Genomic DNA, 16,024 nt, shown 5'->3' on the forward strand with positions numbered 1-16,024 from the left:
AATGAACCAGTCAAGTCCGATTCAACCGCCGGACCGCCAGCGGGTGGATGAACAGATCGCGGCCTCGATCGCCGACGCCATCCTCGACGGCGCCTTTCCGCCGGGTTCCGCCCTGCCGCCGGAGCGGGACCTGGCCGAGCAACTCGGGGTCAATCGCACGTCGTTGCGGCAGGGTCTGGCCCGCCTGCAGCAGATGGGCCTGATCGAGACCCGGCACGGCAGCGGCAACCTGGTGCGCGATCCGCAGGCGCTCACCCATCCCGCGGTGGTCGAGGCGCTGGTCCGCCGATTAGGACCCGAGTTCTTGGTGGAGCTGCTCGACATCCGGGCTGCGCTGGGTCCATTGATCGGCCGGTTGGCGGCGCAGCGCAGCCTGCCCGAGGATGCCGAGGCGCTGCGCGCCGCCCTGCTGGCGGTCAGCGACGCCGAGAGCGCGACCACGCGGCAGGCCGCCGACCTCGACTACTTCCGCGTGCTCATTCACAGCAGTCGCAACCGCGCGCTGGGATTGCTCTACCGCTGGGTCGAGCAAGCTTTCGGTGGACGCGAACACGAACTCACCGCCGCCTATGACGACGCCGCCGTGGTGGTAGCCGAGCTGGGCGCGATCACCGAGGCGGTGCTGGCGCGCGACGCGGCGGCGGCCGCCGCCGCGGTCGAGGCGTACCTCAACGCCAGCGCGTTGCGGATGGTGGCGGCTTACCAAACGGAAGCCTGAAGTACGCGGTTACTCGGCGATGCGTGTCGCCGGGTGCACCGCGATGAGCCCTAACTTGCTGCGGCGCTTGCACATTGCGGCCAGCTCGGAGTAGGCCTTCGCGCCGAGCAGCTCGGTGAGTTCGTCGGCCAGGCTTTCCCATACCTGCTTGGCGCCGACATGGGCGGCCGGATCGCCGGTGCAGTACCAGTGCAGGTCGGCGCCACCGGAACCCCAACCGCGGCGGTCGTATTCGGTGACCCAGGTCTTGAGGATCTCGGTGCCGTCGGGCCGGGTCACCCACTCCTGGCTGCGACGGATCGGCAGCTGCCAGCAGACATCGGGCTTCATGGTCAGCGGCGGCACACCCAGTTTGAGGGCCTTGCTGTGCAGCGCGCAGCCGACACCGCCGCTGAATCCGGGCCGGTTCAAGAAGATGCACGCGTCTTTGTGCTTGCGGGTGCGATACTGCGGTTGCCCGTCATGCTCGTCGATTTCCAGATAACCCTTGCGGCCCAACCCTTTTGCGCGGTATTGCCAGTCGTCGTCGGTCAGCTTCTTGACCGCGTCATCCAGGCGGGCGCGGTCGTCGTCGTCGGACAGGAAAGCACCGTGCGAGCAGCACCCGTCGTCCGGGCGGCCCGCCACCGTGCCGCGGCAGGCCGGAGTGCCGAATACACATGTCCACCGCGAGAGCAGCCAGGTCAGGTCCGCCGCGATCAGGTGCTCGGGATTGTCGGGGTCGTAGAACTCCACCCATTCGCGGGCGAAATCCAGCTCGACCTCTTGGCCCGGTTCCGGGTGCGAATTCGCCACGTGGTCCACGTTAGACCACGGTTCGGGCCATCCGAGCCGCTGACACTCGGGGCCCGGATGGCCCCGGTCGCGACGGGTTGACCGGGTCGCGCAAAGCAGCGCATCCGGGGTTTCGTTAGGTTGTTTACGTGCGATTGGGCGTTCTCGACGTGGGCAGCAACACGGTGCATCTGCTGGTGGTGGATGCCCACCGGGGCGGCCACCCGACGCCGATGAGTTCGACGAAAGCCACTCTGCGTCTCGCCGAGGCCACCGACAGCGCCGGCAAGATCACCAAACGTGGTGCCGACAAACTGATTTCCACGCTCGACGAATTCGCCAAGATCGCCGACAGTTCGGGCTGCGCGGAGCTGATGGCCTTCGCCACATCCGCGGTCCGCGAAGCCGGCAACTCCGACGATGTGCTGAGCCGGGTGCGCAAGGAGACCGGCGTCGAGTTGCGGGTGCTGACCGGGGTCGACGAATCGCGGCTGACCTTCCTGGCGGTGCGCCGGTGGTACGGGTGGAGCGCGGGCCGCATCATCAACCTCGACATCGGTGGCGGCTCGCTGGAGATGTCCAGCGGCGTCGACGAGGAGCCGGAGGTCGCGTTGTCGCTGCCGCTGGGGGCCGGGCGGCTGACCCGCGAGTGGCTGCCCGACGATCCGCCGGGCCGGCGCCGGGTGGCGATGCTGCGCGATTGGCTGGATGCCGAGCTCGCCGAAGCCAGCGTGAACATCCTCGAGTCGGGTAGTCCGGACCTGACGGTCGCCACCTCGAAGACCTTTCGCTCGCTGGCGCGGCTCACCGGTGCGGCGCCCTCGGGCGCCGGACCGCGCGTCAAGAGGACGCTCACAGCAAACGGCCTCAGGCAACTCATATCTTTCATCTCTAGGATGACGACCGCTGACCGGGCAGAACTGGAAGGAGTGAGCGCCGAGCGGGCACCGCAGATCGTTGCGGGTGCCCTGGTGGCGGAGGCAAGCATGCGAGCGCTGTCGATCGAATCGGTGGATATCTGCCCGTGGGCATTACGGGAAGGTCTCATCTTGCGCAAACTCGACAGCGAAGCCGACGGATCGGCCCTCATGGAGCCTTCGGTGCGCAATGCTGGAGGCCAGGTAGTTGATCGGAATCAGAACCGATCGAGAGGCGACAAACCATGACCGGACCGCACCCCGAGCCCGAGGACTCCGGAACTCGGCCCATCTCGGTTGCCGAATTGCTGGCCAAAAACGGAACCATCGGCGCCCCGGCCGTCACCCGGCGGCGACGTCGTCGGCGCGGCGACAACGATGCGGTGACCGTCGCCGAACTGACCGGCGACCTCCCGGTGATCCGCGATGACGACGAGCCCGGATTCGAATCCACCGAAGCCGCCGACACGATCGACGTCGCCGAACCGGGCTCACCCGCCAAGCCCGTAGCCAAGCCCGTAGTCAGGGACGAGCCGAAGGCGCCCTACTGGTCCGAGCCCGAGCCGCGCTGGCCCAAGTCACCGCCGCAGCCCAAGCGGGCGGCGGGGCCCGAGCGCAGCGAATACCCGCGGCCGTTGCCCGAGGCCCGCAGGGCGGGTTCGCCCGTTAACGGCACCGGGGAGCCGGGTTCGGGCGCCGAGGACATGAGCTTCGACCCGATGGATCACTACGCCGATGTCCCGGTGGACGTCATGGACTCCGAGGTGCGCGAGGCCGAACCGGCGCTGGAGGACTCCGCGTACGTGCGCTCCTTCCTGCGGTCCGGGGATTCGGGCGATGACGCCGACGAGGACGGATCCGGACCGCTGCCCGCGGGGGTGCTCCGCGACGATCACCTCGACATCGGGCACCGCGACGCGGACGCAGAGGCCGATGCCCATCTCGAAGGCGGCAGGTTCGACGCGGTGTGGCGCGGCGGGGTGGTCGTGCTGCAATCGATGCTCGCCGTCGCGTTCGGCGGCGGGTTGTTCGTGGCCTTCGACCAGCTGTGGCGGTGGAACAGCCTGGTGGCGCTGGTGCTATCGGTGCTGGTCATCCTGGGCCTGGTGGCCGGGGTCCGGGTGGTTCGCAAAACCGAGGACATCGCCAGCACGTTGATCGCGGTCGCGGTGGGTGCGCTGATCACCCTGGGGCCCTTGGCGCTGTCGTTGCAATCGGGCTAGCGGCACCGTAGACAGTGCGTCCAGCCATCAAAGTCGGCCTGTCCACGGCTTCGGTGTACCCGTTGCGGGCCGAGGCCGCCTTCGAGTACGCGGCGCGGCTCGGCTATGACGGCGTCGAGCTCATGGTGTGGGCCGAGGCCGTGAGCCAGGATGTCGCCGCCGTCAAGAAGCTGTCGCGGCGCTACCGCGTCCCGGTGCTGTCCGTGCACGCGCCCTGCCTGCTCATCTCGCAGCGGGTGTGGGGCGCCAACCCGGTGCCCAAGCTGGATCGCAGCGTGCGCGCCGCCGAACAGCTGGGCGCGCAGACCGTGGTGGTCCACCCGCCGTTTCGCTGGCAGCGGCGCTACGCCGAGGGTTTCAGCGAGCAGGTGGCGGAGCTGGAAGCGTCCAGCGACGTGATGGTCGCCGTGGAGAACATGTTCCCGTTCCGCGCGGACCGGCTCTTCGGTGCCGGCCAGTCGCTGGAACGGATGCGTCGACGCGGTGGGGGCCCCGGCCCGGCGATATCGGCGTTCGCGCCCTCCTACGACCCGCTCGACGGCAACCACGCGCACTACACGCTGGACCTGTCCCACACCGCGACCGCGGGCACCGACTCGCTGGACATGGCCGAGCGGATGGGGCAGGGGCTGGTGCATCTGCACCTGTGTGATGGCAACGGCCTGCCCGCCGACGAGCACCTGGTGCCCGGGCGCGGCACGCAACCGACGGCCGAGGTGTGCCAGATGCTGGCCGGCAGCCACTTCGCCGGGCACGTCATCCTGGAGGTGTCGACGTCCAGCGCCCGTTCCGCCAACGAGCGCGAGGCCATGCTCGCCGAATCGCTGCAGTTTGCCCGCACGCATCTGCTGCGCTGACCCAGCCAGGAGAAAACCCAGACAACATGAGCGCGTTATTCACCACCGCAATGACCCTGCGGGAGGTCGGTCCCGGCGTCTTTGAGGGCGAGCTCGACAAGCGCTGGACCATTGGTCCCAAGGTGCACGGCGGCGCGATGCTGGCGCTCTGCGCCAACGCCGCCCGCACCGCCTGGGGTGGGCAGTCCGACGCGCTACAACCGGTCCAGCAGCCGGTCGCGGTGTCGGCGAGCTTCCTGTGGGCGCCCGACCCCGGTCCGGTGCAGCTGGTGACCTCGCTTCGCAAGCGGGGCCGCCGGATCAGCGTCGTCGATGTCGAGCTCAACCAGGGCGACCGCACCGCGGTGCATGCCGTGGTCAACCTCGGCGAACCCGAGCACTGGCATCGGGACGGTTCTGAAGGGGTGGCCAGGCCGCTGCTGTCGGCCAACCCGGTGGCTGACCTGATGGCGCCCGAGCCGCCCGACGACATCGAGCCGATCGGGCCGGGGCATCCGCTGGCCGGCCTCGTGCACCTGGGCGAGGGCTGCGACGTGCGGCCGGTGTTGTCGACGATGGCGCCCCGCGGTGACGGGCGTCCACCGGTGATCCAGATGTGGGCGCGGCCCCGCGGTGTGGCCCCGGACGCGCTGTTCGCGCTCATGTGCGGGGATCTGTCGGCGCCGGTGACCTTCGCGGTGGACCGCACCGGATGGGCCCCCACCATCCAGCTCACGGCGTTTCTGCGCGGCCTGCCGGCCGATGGCTGGCTGCGCATCATCGCGACCTGCACCGAGATCGGTCAGGACTGGTTCGACGAGGACCACACCGTCGTCGACAGCCTGGGCCGCCTTGTGGTGCAGGCTCGCCAGTTGGCACTGGTCCCTGCCGCTCGCTAGAGCGCGGTGTCTGCGATGCTGTCCGGCATGGCAAGAATCGCGATCATCGGTGGCGGCAGCATCGGGGAGGCACTGCTGTCGGGTCTGCTGCGGGCGGGCCGGCAGGTCAAAGATCTGGTGGTGGTCGAGCGGGTTCCCGAGCGCGCCAAGTACCTGGCCGATACCTATTCCGTGCTGATCAGTTCGGTATCGGACGCGGTCGAGAACGCGTCGTTCGTCGTGGTCGCGGTCAAGCCGGCCGATGTCGAGTCGGTGATGGCGCAGATCGCCCGCGCGGCCGCCGCCGCCGACGGCGATACCGCCGAGCAGGTCTTCGTCACGGTCGCGGCCGGCATCACCATCACCTACTTCGAGTCGAAGCTCCCGGCGGGGACGCCGGTGGTTCGGGCGATGCCGAACGCGGCGGCCCTGGTCGGCGCCGGGGTCACGGCCCTGGCCAAGGGCAGGTACGTCACGGCGGCGCAGCTCGAAGGCGTCTCGGCCCTGTTCGACTCCGTCGGGGGCGTCCTGAGCGTTCCGGAGGGCCAGATGGACGCCGTCACCGCGCTGTCGGGCTCCGGGCCGGCGTACTTCTTCCTGCTGGTCGAGGCCCTGATCGACGCCGGTGTCGCTGCGGGCCTGAGCCGCGAGGTGGCCGCCGACCTGACTGCGCAGACGATGGCCGGCTCGGCCGCCATGTTGCTCGAGGGCATGGACGCCGACCGGCCGGGCGACGCCGAGGCGCCCGGCCCGCGGGCGGACGCCACGGCGACGCAGCTGCGAGCGACGGTGACCTCGCCCGGCGGCACCACCGCGGCCGGGCTGCGCGAGCTCGAACGCGGGGGCCTGCGAGCGGCCGTCGACGCGGCCGTTCAGGCCGCCAAAACGCGCTCTGAGCAGCTAAGAATTACATCAGAGTAATCCAAGTTTTTTGAACTGATTGTCCCCCACCAGTACCAGTAACCCCATTAGTCCCGCTATTCTCCTCTTGTAAGCACGTGTGGGTGCCAGCGGAGGGGAAGCCGCTGGCATGCGCGTGCCTGACACGATTGGGTTGCGATGACGTCTAGTAACGGGCCATCAGCGCGAGATGCCGCAGGTAAGCCACGGGACGCCAGTTCCGTCGACAGCCAGCAGGGCAGGACGCAGTTTCTCACCGTCGCCGAGGTGGCGGCGTTGATGCGGGTCTCGAAGATGACGGTGTACCGGTTGGTGCATAACGGTGAGCTGCCCGCGGTCCGCGTGGGCCGGTCCTTCCGGGTGCACGCCAAGGCCGTCCACGACATGCTGGAGACGTCCTACTTCGACGCCGGCTGACCGGAAACGGTGCCTCTTGCGTGCGGCACCTAGACTCCGCGGTTGCGTGGCGATCGGGCCGATACCGGTTTGGTGTTCGGTGCGTTCCGCCGGGTAAAGTGTCCGGGTCCAATCTTTGAAGCAGGTCACGGTCAGATAGCGGAGTTCATGGGTTCAGTAATCAAGAAGCGGCGCAAGCGCATGTCGAAGAAGAAGCACCGCAAGCTGCTGCGTCGCACCCGGGTGCAGCGCAGAAAACTCGGTAAGTAACCCCGCTCGCGGCGTAGTGCCGCCGTCTCGCCTGGCCGCTAGGCTGTTCGAGTGGATCCGACGAACGGGGAGAACGCCGGGCCGGGCGACACCGCAGGCAACACCGTGCACTACCCCAAGATCGTGCTGGTCACCGGCGCGTGCCGGTTTCTGGGCGGCTACCTGACGGCTCGGCTCGCGCAGAACCCGATGATCAATACGGTCATCGCGGTGGATGCGATAGCCCCGAGCAAGGACATGCTGCGCCGGATGGGGCGCGCCGAGTTCGTCCGGGCCGACATCCGGAATCCCTTCATAGCCAAGGTGATTCGCAACGGCGATGTCGACACGGTGGTGCACGCGGCGGCGGCGTCCTACGCGCCGCGATCCGGTGGCACCGCCGCGTTGAAAGAGATCAACGTGATGGGTGCGATGCAGCTGTTCGCGGCCTGCCAGAAGGCGCCCTCGGTGCGCCGGGTCGTGCTCAAGTCCACGTCGGAGGTGTACGGCTCAAGCGCTCACGACCCGGTGATGTTCACCGAGGACAGCACCAGCCGTCGACCGTTCCGTGACGGTTTCGCCAAAGACAGCCTCGACATCGAGGCCTACGCGCGCGGGCTGGGACGGCGCCGGCCCGACATCGCCGTGACGATCCTGCGGCTGGCCAACATGATCGGCCCGGCGATGGACACGACGCTATCGCGTTATCTGGCTGGACCTTTAGTGCCGACCATGTTCGGGCGCGACGCGCGCCTGCAATTGCTGCACGAGCAGGATGCGCTCGGTGCGCTGGAGCGCGCGGCGATGGCCGGCAAGGCGGGAACGTTCAACATCGGCGCCGACGGGATCATCATGCTGTCGCAGGCGATTCGGCGGGCCGGCCGGATTCCGTTGCCAGTACCGAGTTTCGGTGTCTGGGCCCTGGATTCGTTACGCCGAGCCAACCGCTACAACGAGATCAGTCGTGATCAGTTCGATTATTTGAGTTACGGCCGCGTCATGGATACCAGCCGGATGCGTTCGGAGCTCGGCTACCAGCCGAAATGGTCGACGGCGGAGGCGTTTGACGATTACGTTCGCGGCCGCAGCTTAACTCCCATTATCGACCCACTTCGGGTACGCTCCTGGGAAGATCGCGCGATAGCCCTGGCTCAGCGCTGGGGTAGCCGAAATCCAATTCCGTGGGGTGGGGTCAGGTAGGTATCGTGGCGGGCGAAAACAGAGCGAATGTCATTCCGCTGCACACGAATCGGGGTCGGGTAGCGGCGCGCCGGAGAGCGGACCAACGTGCTGAGTCCTCCCGCCAGCATCCCTCCTTGCTTTCCGATCCCAAAGGTCGGGCATCTGCGGAGCAGATCGCCGCGGTGGTCCGCGAAATCGACGAGCACCGCCGTGCCGCGGGGGCATCGTCGGCCGACGCGCCGCTGAATGACTTGGCCCAGCGCGTCGCCTCGGTCGCCGGATTCCTGCGCCAACGGCTCACCGGTGATTACAGCGTCGACGAGTTCGGCTTCGACCCGCACTTCAACAGCGCGATCGTCCGGCCGTTGCTGCGGTTGTTCTTCCGATCCTGGTTCCGGGTCGAGGTGAGCGGGATCGAGAACCTGCCGGACGAGGGCGCCGCGCTGGTGGTCGCCAACCACGCCGGGGTGTTGCCGTTCGACGGGCTGATGCTCTCGGTGGCGGTGCACGATGAGCATCCCGCGCAGCGCGACATGCGGCTGCTGGCCGCCGACATGGTGTTCGATCTGCCGGTGGTGGGGGAGGCGGCCCGCAAGGCCGGCCACACGATGGCCTGCACGACGGACGCGCACCGATTGCTCGCCGCCGGCGAGCTGACCGCCGTGTTCCCGGAGGGCTACAAGGGGCTGGGCAAGCACTTCGAGGACCGTTACCGGCTGCAGCGGTTCGGCCGTGGTGGATTCGTCACGGCGGCGCTGCGGACCAAGGCGCCGATCATTCCCTGCTCGATCATCGGGTCCGAAGAGATCTACCCCATGCTGACCGACGTCAAGCTGCTGGCGCGGCTGTTCGGGCTGCCGTATTTCCCGATCACGCCGCTGTTTCCGCTGGCCGGCCCCGTGGGCCTGGTGCCCCTTCCTTCGAAGTGGCACATCGCGTTCGGTGAGCCGATCCACACCGACGACTACGCGGCCTCCGACGCCGAGGATCCGATGGTCACCTTCGAGCTGACCGACCAGGTGCGCGAGACCATCCAGCAGACGCTGTACCGGCTGTTGGCCGGCCGCCGCAACATCTTCTTCGGCTGAGCCGCGCAAAAGGAAACGCCACCGCGGAAAATCCGCGATGGCGTTGACCTTTCGGGAACCGATTACTTGACCATCGTGAACTGGCAGACGTTGGTGTAGCCGTCGCGGAACAGGTCCGAGCATCCCCGCAAGTACTTCAGGTAGATGTCGTAGGTCTCCTGCCCCTTCAGGGCGATGGCCTCGTCCTTGTGCGCCTCGAGGGCATCCCCCCAGGCGGTCAACGTCGGAACGTAGTTCTTACCGATGAAGTGATGCCGCTCGATCTTGAAACCCGCATCGGTGGCGTACTTGTCGACCAGGTTGACCTGCGGCAACTTTCCGCCCGGGTAAATCTCCTTGAGGATGAAACTGATGAACCGCAACAGGGTCATGTTCACCTGCAAGCCCATTGCCTTGCCCTCTTCGGCGGTGGGCACCACGATGCTGTGCAGCAGCATGCGGCCGTCGTCGGGCAACAGGTCGTAGTACTTCTTGAAGAAGGTGGCGTAGCGCTCGTACCCGGCGTCTCCTGCACCGTCGGCGAAGTGCTCGAACGCGCCCAGCGACACGATGCGGTCGATCGGGACGTCGCCGGGGAATTCCTCCCAGCCCTGGATCCGCACCTCCTTGCGGCGGGGGCTGTCCATTTTGTCGAACTCCGCCACGCAGTGGGCGTACTGGTTCTCGCTCAGCGTCAGGCCGATGACGTTGACGTCGTACTCGTCCACTGCGTGCCGCATCGTCGAGCCCCAGCCGCTGCCGATGTCCAGCAGCGTCATGCCGGGCTCGAGGTTCAGCTTGTCCAGGGCGAGCTTGCGCTTGGCGTACTGCGCCTCTTCCAGCGTCTTGGTCAGATTCTGCGGGTCCGGGTTTTCGTCGAAGTACCCGCAGCTGTAGGTCATCGACGGGTCGAGCCAGAGCTTGAAGAATTCGTTCGACTTGTCGTAGTGCGACCGGACCTTCTCGACCGGCGGCTTGAGTTGCGTGCTTCCCGTTTCCCGCTCTCCAGACATTTACAGGGCCCCTAACTTTCCTGCGGATATGGATGCAACTGCTGCGGCGGTTGCCTCGACGTCCTCTTGATTTGAAGACTCTCCCAGCATTGTGACGACACTCGTGACGATCGGTTTTCCGTCGGCGTCGGTCACTTCACTGCGGATCTCCGCGAGCACCGTGCCGTGGGACTCGATAACCGAGTCGAGGTAAGTGTCGAAGTACAGCCTATCGTGCGCCAGGATCGGCCGGTGGAACTTGAATTTCTGGTCCCGGTGGATGACCCGGGCGATGTTGATGGGGATGCTGAACTTGGTGAAGATCTCCAACTGCACTCGGCGCCCGGCGATAGCGAGGAACGTCAGCGGCGCAACCATGTCGGTGTATCCGGCCTTCGCGGATTCACCCTCGTCAAAGTGCGCCGGGTGGTCGTCTTTGATCGCGGCCGCGAACTCGCGGATCTTCTCGCGACCGACCTCGAAGTAATCCGGCGCGCGGTAATGGCTGCCGATGAGTCCTTCGGCTTCCTTGGGGGTCGTCATGACGCAATGCCCTCCGTCAATTGTGTCTGCGCGGCGCAGCCTATCAGCGCGATTGCCTCCGGGAGGCCAGCGCGGCCAACGCACCACCGGCTGCGCCCAGCGCCAACGCCGACGGCACGCCAATCCGGGCTGCCTTGCGGGCAGTCCGGAAATCGCGAATCTCCCAGCCGCGCTCCCGGGCCAGGGCGCGCAGGCGGGCGTCGGGATTGATGGCGACCGCGGTGCCCACCAGCGACAGCATGGGAACGTCGTTGAAGCTGTCCGAGTAGGCCGTGCAGCGTTTGAGATTGAGGCCCTCGCGAATTGCCAGGGATCGCACCGCGTGCGCCTTGCCGGTGCCGTGCAGGATGTCCCCGACCAGCCGGCCGGTGAAGACGCCGTCGACGGATTCCGCGACCGTGCCCAGCGCGCCGGTGAGGCCGAGCCGTCGCGCGATGGTCGCGGCGAGCTCGTACGGCGTCGCGGTGATCAGCCACACCTGCTGGCCCGCGTCCAGATGCATCTGCGTGAGCTCGCGGGTGCCGGGCCAGATCTTATCGGCGATGATCTCGTCGTAGATCTCCTCGCCCAGCGCGATCAGCTCTTCGACCGACCGGCCCTCGATGAAGGCGAGCGCCTTGCGCCGGCCGGCGGCGACGTCGTTGCTGTTTTCTGTCCCGAGGATCTGGAACTTGGCCTGCGCGTAAATGAATCCGACGACATCGCGATACGTGAAGTAATTGCGCGTAGCCAGCCCGCGGCCGAAGTGCACCGCGGACGAGCCCTGCACCAGCGTGTTGTCCACGTCGAAGAACGCGGCGGCGGTCAGGTCGATCGGGGGCTGGGGATGGTCCTGCGAAGCGGCGGCTTCCTGCATGCCCTCGATCGCGCGGGCGGCGCTGGCGTCCGCGGCCAGCGACTCCGGGTCAACGTGACCGGAGTGGTCTGCGTTGGCCGGGCCAGAGGAAGTCATCGTCAAACCTCCGAGATCGCTGTGCTGCCTGGCGACCCAGCGGGTGCCCGATCCCCAACCCTATCGGGCAGATGGCGCGCCGGCGTTACGTGTCCGGGGCCGGTGAGCGTGACATTGGCTTCACGTTCGGCGCCGAGTGTGACGCCAATGTCACGTTCGTGGCCGGGGCCGGGTCGCGGGAACGCTAGTCGCCGAGAATGTTGACGGTGAACCAATCCGCTGGAATCCCCTCGCGAAGGGCGGAATCGAGTTCCTCGAAGCTCATTACTAAGACATGAGAACCCGCAGGGGCGTCATTCTGCCCCATCCATCCGCGATCCGTAGGTTCCTGGTCAACTCTCAAACTAACCCGTCCCGGAAAATTATCTGGATCCGGGTTACTCAACGTCACCCTCGGATCCAAGCCTTCCTGATACCAACGAAAGGCGGGTGATTGGTTATACCGGCCAGGACGACTCATCTGACTGATCAGAAACAAGAGATATTTTTCAACATCTTCGAACCGCCTGAACATCCAATAGGTTTTCCGCGAACCGCGCTCTTCGCTATCGATAAAGTAGCAGTCGTCTTTACAGGCCATGTAATAAGAAACGTCGCCTACGTCAATCAAAGCCAATTCGTTACGGTTGACCATTTGGGGTGGACGACGTCCCCAAAATATCTCCTCGCGCGTCTCCCGGCCCCGCGGCTCGCGCTGTGTGTCACCCGGCAAACGCCCTTGACCCCTCAGATGAACGACCTGCCACACATACCAACACTTCACAAGTCTGTGGAGGGATTCAGGAAACATGGTGAGATCGACAATGAAATCTGCCATCACGACTCCTCGTGTCTAGGGTTCATTCAAGAAGAACCGATCTATCAGGGTCTGAACGTCGGCACGTTCTCCTTCGGGTGCGAGGATCAGAAATTGAGGTTCGCCGCCGGGATGCCCGAACCAGGGTGCTGCCCTCGAAAACTCTATTTTCCAACCCGGCGGTAGTCCCGCTGATGCATCGACCTTAAAACGGTAATAATCTTTATCCAAACTGGTATGAGGAAGTGCGCGACCCTCATATGGAGTTCCTTCGAAAGCCAGCCAATTCCCACCCGGATGCCCGATACGATCGAGCCATCGGCCGTCTAATGATTTAATGTCAGCCGGTGTTAAATCGCGAACTGTACCAGGAATTGCGTAAGGCTTTGCCGGGTCATTAACGTCAGGATACCTCAAGTTACCGTACTCGTCCTCAAAGAGTTCTCGATATTCACTTTCAGTAAGCTCGCCGAATTCACTGGCGTCAGGGAAAACGTCTCGCGCCTTCGGATGCTGCTGGTCGCTGCCGTCGCCGCCGGGATGGTCACCGGGCGCACTCCCGTCGTCGCCTGGATGTGAGTCTTGTGATCCGTCGCCATCGCCCGGGGGATGTTCGTCGGCGGGCGGATGTGGACCGCTGTCACCAGGCTCGTGTGGCCCATCGTGACCGCCGGGCGGAGGGGGAGTGCCATCATGCGGCGGTACCGGCGGGGGAGCGGGTGGTTCGCCGCCGTGGGGAACCTCACCTAGGCCGGGAGGCGCCTCGGCGGGGAGCCCCCCACCCATTGGGGCAGACGGCGCCCCCGGCAGATGCGGCGCGGCCGGAGTCGCGGCTGCTGCTACCGGTGGCGGCCCACCGTGGGGAACCGGCGCGGCCGGGGGTTCGCCGGCCGACGCCGGCGCGTGGGCGGGCACGGGCTCGGGCGGTTTCGGATGGGGTAGCGGTGTGTCCCCCGGGGGCACCGGCACCGGCGGTTTGCCCCAGGCTCGGGCGGCGGCGCGGCCGGTTTGGGCGGCTCGACAGCCGGCGGCTTTGCCACCGGCGGCGGCTTGGATTCGGTGGGGCTGTGCGGCAGTGGACCGTCTGAGGGTCCCGGCGCCGGCTTACCCGAGGGCCCTGGCTTGCCCGCGGGTGCTGGCGCGGGTTGGCCCGATTCCGGTGGCTTGGGCGCAGCCGGGGGAGGCTTGACCTCCGGCGGCTTGACCTCCGGTGGTTTCAGAAGTTCGGGCGCTTTTTTCAAGCCTTTCAGCGCATCCGCCGCGGTGTGTCCTACTTTGCCCAGCTTGGAAAGGGGTCCACCGGGCAACGCGAGAGTCCCGACATCGAAGATCGATTTGCCGAGCGCTTCGGCGGGATTGCTGCTCCATTCGTCCCAGTGCGTGATGTCCTTCCCCAGCGCTTTCCAGGACTCGGCGACTCCGGGCCCTCCGTCGGGCCCCAAGCCGACGAGCGTCCCAGCCCCGGCGACCATGCCGGTCATGGTTTCGGCGTAACCCTTGGGGTCGAGCAGCGCGTGGAATTGGCTGACGTCGTACAGGCCTTTGAGGAAATCCCAGCCCTCGACGCCGACGCCTTTGAAGGTCTGGTCCACCTGATTGAGCGCCCTGCCCACCGGCGTCCCGTGCAAGAAGTGGTCCCACTCCATGTCCGCCCAGTGGGCCATATCCTTTGTGGCAGTGGCGGCTTCGGACATGGTTGCCTTGATCTGGTCGCCCAGCGTTTCGGCTTCCCGAGAAAAGTTGTCGACCACCGTCTTGATGTCGTCGGCGATCCTTTTGATCTCGTCTTCGTCTTCGTCGGTCAGGAGATCCCAGACCTCTTTGATCCCGGTCAGCGGATCGCAGATGCGCGCCAACAGATCCAGGATCGCCGCGTGTACCTTGTCGATCTTGGCCGCGTAGCTGTTAAGTTGCGTAGCGATCATTTGGCATTGCCGCGCAACGCTGATGGTGGCGACAGTCGCATCGGCCAACGCTTTGTTGATGGCCGCGGCCTCGGGAATCTGCTGCCCGGCAATGGCGGCCATCGTGCCGCCGCCTGCCGCGATCTCGGTCGTCGTGAAGTTGACACCCGCAGTCGTCCACGCCGCTGCGGCGGCGCGCAGCTTCGCCGAATCGCCAGTGGGCCAGATCATTCCGATATACGGTGCGACCCAGCTCCATCCCGCCGGCGCGCCGCTGCCGGTGCCCACCGCCGACGGCGGATGAGACGTCGCGGTCAGCGGCGCCGTCACCGGCGGAGTCGGCAGAACTGAGGCACGGCCCGTGACATCCGACATCCCCTCGGCCAGCGCGTAGTTGTGCGCCGACATCCGCACCCCGTCGCCGATGCTGCACAGTCCATTGCGGGTGGTGGTCATCGCCTCGATCACCTTGGCCGCTGCATCGTTGTAGGCGCGGCCCAGCGCCGCACCCACCGGATCGTCACCGGCCATGCCCGCGGTGCCGGCCAGGGCCGAGGTCAAGGCCGAGATCACCGACCCCAACGAAACACCGCTGGCCAATACCGTGGCACCGGCGCGGTCTAGGGCAGTCGGGTCACACGCCAGCGGCGCCATTCGCTCACGACCACATGTCGAGGTTCGTCGACATCGCGCCGGTGTAGTTGCCGTGCGCGGTCGTGGCCACCTTCTCGAGTTGCGCCAGCGCCTGGCGCATCATCGCCTCGCCGCGCACCCAGTGCTGATGCGCCTCGGCATGAGCCGCCGCGGCATCACCCGTCCACGACGCGTGCAAACGTGTTACCCGAGAATCGATTTCGGCGATCATGTCTTCGGCATAGCGTTGAAATGCCGCCATCCGGTGCACCGCATCGGCCAACGCCTGCGGATCCACCCGAAACGCCTCAGCCACGACGCACCGCCCGCTCCGCCTGGGCGGACCCGGATTCGTTGCTCTGGTAGGCGTCACCGGCCCGGCCCAGCACATGCGCCAGCATCGACAACCCGAGCTCGATCTCGCGAGCACCCCGATGCCAAAGCTCCCACGCCGCTCCATAGGCGGTCCCCGACGCACCCTGCCAACCACCCAGCAGCTGACCCACCTGATCGTCAAGCTGGGACAGCTGAGCCGAAAGCTGCTCCGCCGCACCGCTCAGCGAGGCGGCGGCGCCCTGCATCACCACGGGATCCACCCGCACCGTCTCGTCGGCCATCGTCGGAACATAACCGCTGGTAGACGGGCCCCACAAGTCACCGATGCCACACTGGTGTCCATGACCGAGGACGCCGGCCGGCCGCAGGTGGAGCTGTTGACCCGCGACGGCTGCACCATCTGCGAGCGCGTGCACGCCCGGCTGGCCGAACTGGCCGGCGAGCTGGGCTTCGGGTTGTCGATGACCGACGTCGACGCCGCGGCCGCGGCGGGCAACCCGGCGCTGCGGGCCGAGTTCGGCGATCGGCTGCCGGTGATCCTGCTCGACGGCCGCGAACACAGCTACTGGGAGATCGATGAGCCCCGGCTGCGGTCCGATCTGGGCCGCTGACCTGCCCGGCGCTGGGCGGTCGTCCAGCGCCGACCATTTATTTGGTAGCCCAGCTGCTAAACGTTTACCGTGGACAGCAGTTCAGTTACTGGAGGAAGCAAGGGAGCTGGCCAGGTG

General features: G+C 66.5%; 18 protein-coding genes and 1 pseudogene. 11 read left to right on the plus strand and 8 right to left on the minus strand.

The genetic code is table 11. The features are described from left to right. The first annotated feature begins 1 nt into the window (after position 1). On the plus strand, positions 2-718 hold the full coding sequence (locus AC5Y30_RS10335) for a FadR/GntR family transcriptional regulator (protein ID WP_499918038.1): 717 nt from the start codon (positions 2-4) through the stop codon (positions 716-718). Between the two features lie 9 nt (positions 719-727). Here AC5Y30_RS10335 and AC5Y30_RS10340 read toward each other — a convergent pair whose 3' ends face one another. Beyond that, positions 728-1,522, minus strand: a complete 795-nt coding sequence (locus AC5Y30_RS10340) for a DUF3109 family protein (RefSeq protein WP_499918039.1) — start codon at positions 1,520-1,522, stop codon at positions 728-730. 119 nt (positions 1,523-1,641) lie between these two features. Here AC5Y30_RS10340 and AC5Y30_RS10345 point away from each other — a divergent pair, with 119 nt between their 5' ends. The 9 genes from AC5Y30_RS10345 to AC5Y30_RS10385 all read left to right on the plus strand — a co-directional run bounded on the left by AC5Y30_RS10345 (position 1,642) and on the right by AC5Y30_RS10385 (position 9,161). Continuing rightward, positions 1,642-2,658 (plus strand): Ppx/GppA family phosphatase, encoded by a 1,017-nt coding sequence (locus AC5Y30_RS10345; protein WP_499918041.1) that lies wholly within the window; start codon positions 1,642-1,644, stop codon positions 2,656-2,658. Then, positions 2,655-3,632, plus strand: coding sequence for an Rv0497 family membrane protein (locus AC5Y30_RS10350; RefSeq protein ID WP_499918043.1), 978 nt, complete (start codon positions 2,655-2,657; stop codon positions 3,630-3,632). The genes AC5Y30_RS10345 and AC5Y30_RS10350 overlap by 4 nt, the downstream gene beginning before the upstream one ends. Positions 3,633-3,646: 14 nt before the next feature. Continuing rightward, entirely contained in the window at positions 3,647-4,489 is an 843-nt protein-coding gene (locus tag AC5Y30_RS10355) for a sugar phosphate isomerase/epimerase family protein (protein ID WP_499918044.1), read from the plus strand. Positions 4,490-4,515: 26 nt separating this feature from the next. Next, positions 4,516-5,367, plus strand: coding sequence for a thioesterase family protein (locus AC5Y30_RS10360; RefSeq protein WP_499918045.1), 852 nt, complete (start codon positions 4,516-4,518; stop codon positions 5,365-5,367). A gap of 27 nt (positions 5,368-5,394) precedes the next feature. Continuing rightward, positions 5,395-6,267, plus strand: a complete 873-nt coding sequence (gene proC, locus AC5Y30_RS10365) for a pyrroline-5-carboxylate reductase (protein WP_499918046.1) — start codon at positions 5,395-5,397, stop codon at positions 6,265-6,267. A 138-nt stretch (positions 6,268-6,405) separates the two neighbouring features. Next, positions 6,406-6,663 carry a cell division/environmental response transcriptional regulator gene (locus tag AC5Y30_RS10370; protein WP_040629292.1) on the plus strand — a complete coding sequence of 86 codons (258 nt, stop codon included), beginning with the start codon at positions 6,406-6,408 and terminating at the stop codon, positions 6,661-6,663. A gap of 147 nt (positions 6,664-6,810) precedes the next feature. Continuing rightward, positions 6,811-6,912, plus strand: coding sequence for a 30S ribosomal protein bS22 (locus tag AC5Y30_RS10375; RefSeq protein WP_003402602.1), 102 nt, complete (start codon positions 6,811-6,813; stop codon positions 6,910-6,912). A gap of 51 nt (positions 6,913-6,963) precedes the next feature. Next, positions 6,964-8,091 (plus strand): SDR family oxidoreductase, encoded by a 1,128-nt coding sequence (locus AC5Y30_RS10380; protein ID WP_499918047.1) that lies wholly within the window; start codon positions 6,964-6,966, stop codon positions 8,089-8,091. Further along, a complete protein-coding gene (locus AC5Y30_RS10385; protein ID WP_499918048.1) occupies positions 8,073-9,161 on the plus strand; it encodes a lysophospholipid acyltransferase family protein in 1,089 nt (362 codons plus the stop codon). The genes AC5Y30_RS10380 and AC5Y30_RS10385 overlap by 19 nt, the downstream gene beginning before the upstream one ends. A gap of 62 nt (positions 9,162-9,223) precedes the next feature. Here the strand turns inward: AC5Y30_RS10385 and AC5Y30_RS10390 are convergent, their stop codons facing one another. The 7 genes and pseudogenes from AC5Y30_RS10390 to AC5Y30_RS10420 form a co-directional block, all read right to left on the minus strand. Then, the gene (locus AC5Y30_RS10390) at positions 9,224-10,153 is read right to left on the minus strand and encodes a cyclopropane mycolic acid synthase family methyltransferase (RefSeq protein ID WP_499918049.1); all 930 of its coding nucleotides are present in this window, start codon (positions 10,151-10,153) and stop codon (positions 9,224-9,226) included. Then, positions 10,154-10,675, minus strand: coding sequence for an FAS1-like dehydratase domain-containing protein (locus AC5Y30_RS10395; protein ID WP_499918050.1), 522 nt, complete (start codon positions 10,673-10,675; stop codon positions 10,154-10,156). It lies immediately after the preceding gene. Between the two features lie 43 nt (positions 10,676-10,718). Continuing rightward, positions 10,719-11,627: an HAD family hydrolase gene (locus AC5Y30_RS10400; RefSeq protein ID WP_499918051.1), complete on the minus strand. Its 909-nt coding sequence runs from the start codon at positions 11,625-11,627 to the stop codon at positions 10,719-10,721. Between the two features lie 184 nt (positions 11,628-11,811). Beyond that, the gene (locus tag AC5Y30_RS10405; protein WP_499918052.1) at positions 11,812-12,444 is read right to left on the minus strand and encodes a hypothetical protein; all 633 of its coding nucleotides are present in this window, start codon (positions 12,442-12,444) and stop codon (positions 11,812-11,814) included. A gap of 15 nt (positions 12,445-12,459) precedes the next feature. Next, positions 12,460-14,981 (minus strand): annotated as a pseudogene (locus AC5Y30_RS10410) (TNT domain-containing protein). Between the two features lie 4 nt (positions 14,982-14,985). Next, complete coding sequence (locus tag AC5Y30_RS10415) at positions 14,986-15,276, minus strand: WXG100 family type VII secretion target (RefSeq protein WP_499918053.1); 291 nt, start codon at positions 15,274-15,276, stop codon at positions 14,986-14,988. Next, positions 15,269-15,577, minus strand: coding sequence for a WXG100 family type VII secretion target (locus tag AC5Y30_RS10420; protein ID WP_499918054.1), 309 nt, complete (start codon positions 15,575-15,577; stop codon positions 15,269-15,271). Before AC5Y30_RS10420 ends, AC5Y30_RS10415 begins: the two co-directional genes overlap by 8 nt. 60 nt (positions 15,578-15,637) lie before the next feature. Between AC5Y30_RS10420 and AC5Y30_RS10425 the strand changes: the two genes are divergently transcribed. Next, positions 15,638-15,907, plus strand: a complete 270-nt coding sequence (locus AC5Y30_RS10425; protein ID WP_499918055.1) for a glutaredoxin family protein — start codon at positions 15,638-15,640, stop codon at positions 15,905-15,907. The last annotated feature ends 117 nt before the right edge of the window (positions 15,908-16,024 follow it).

The sequence above is a fragment of the Mycobacterium sp. NGS27 genome, assembly GCF_059813005.1.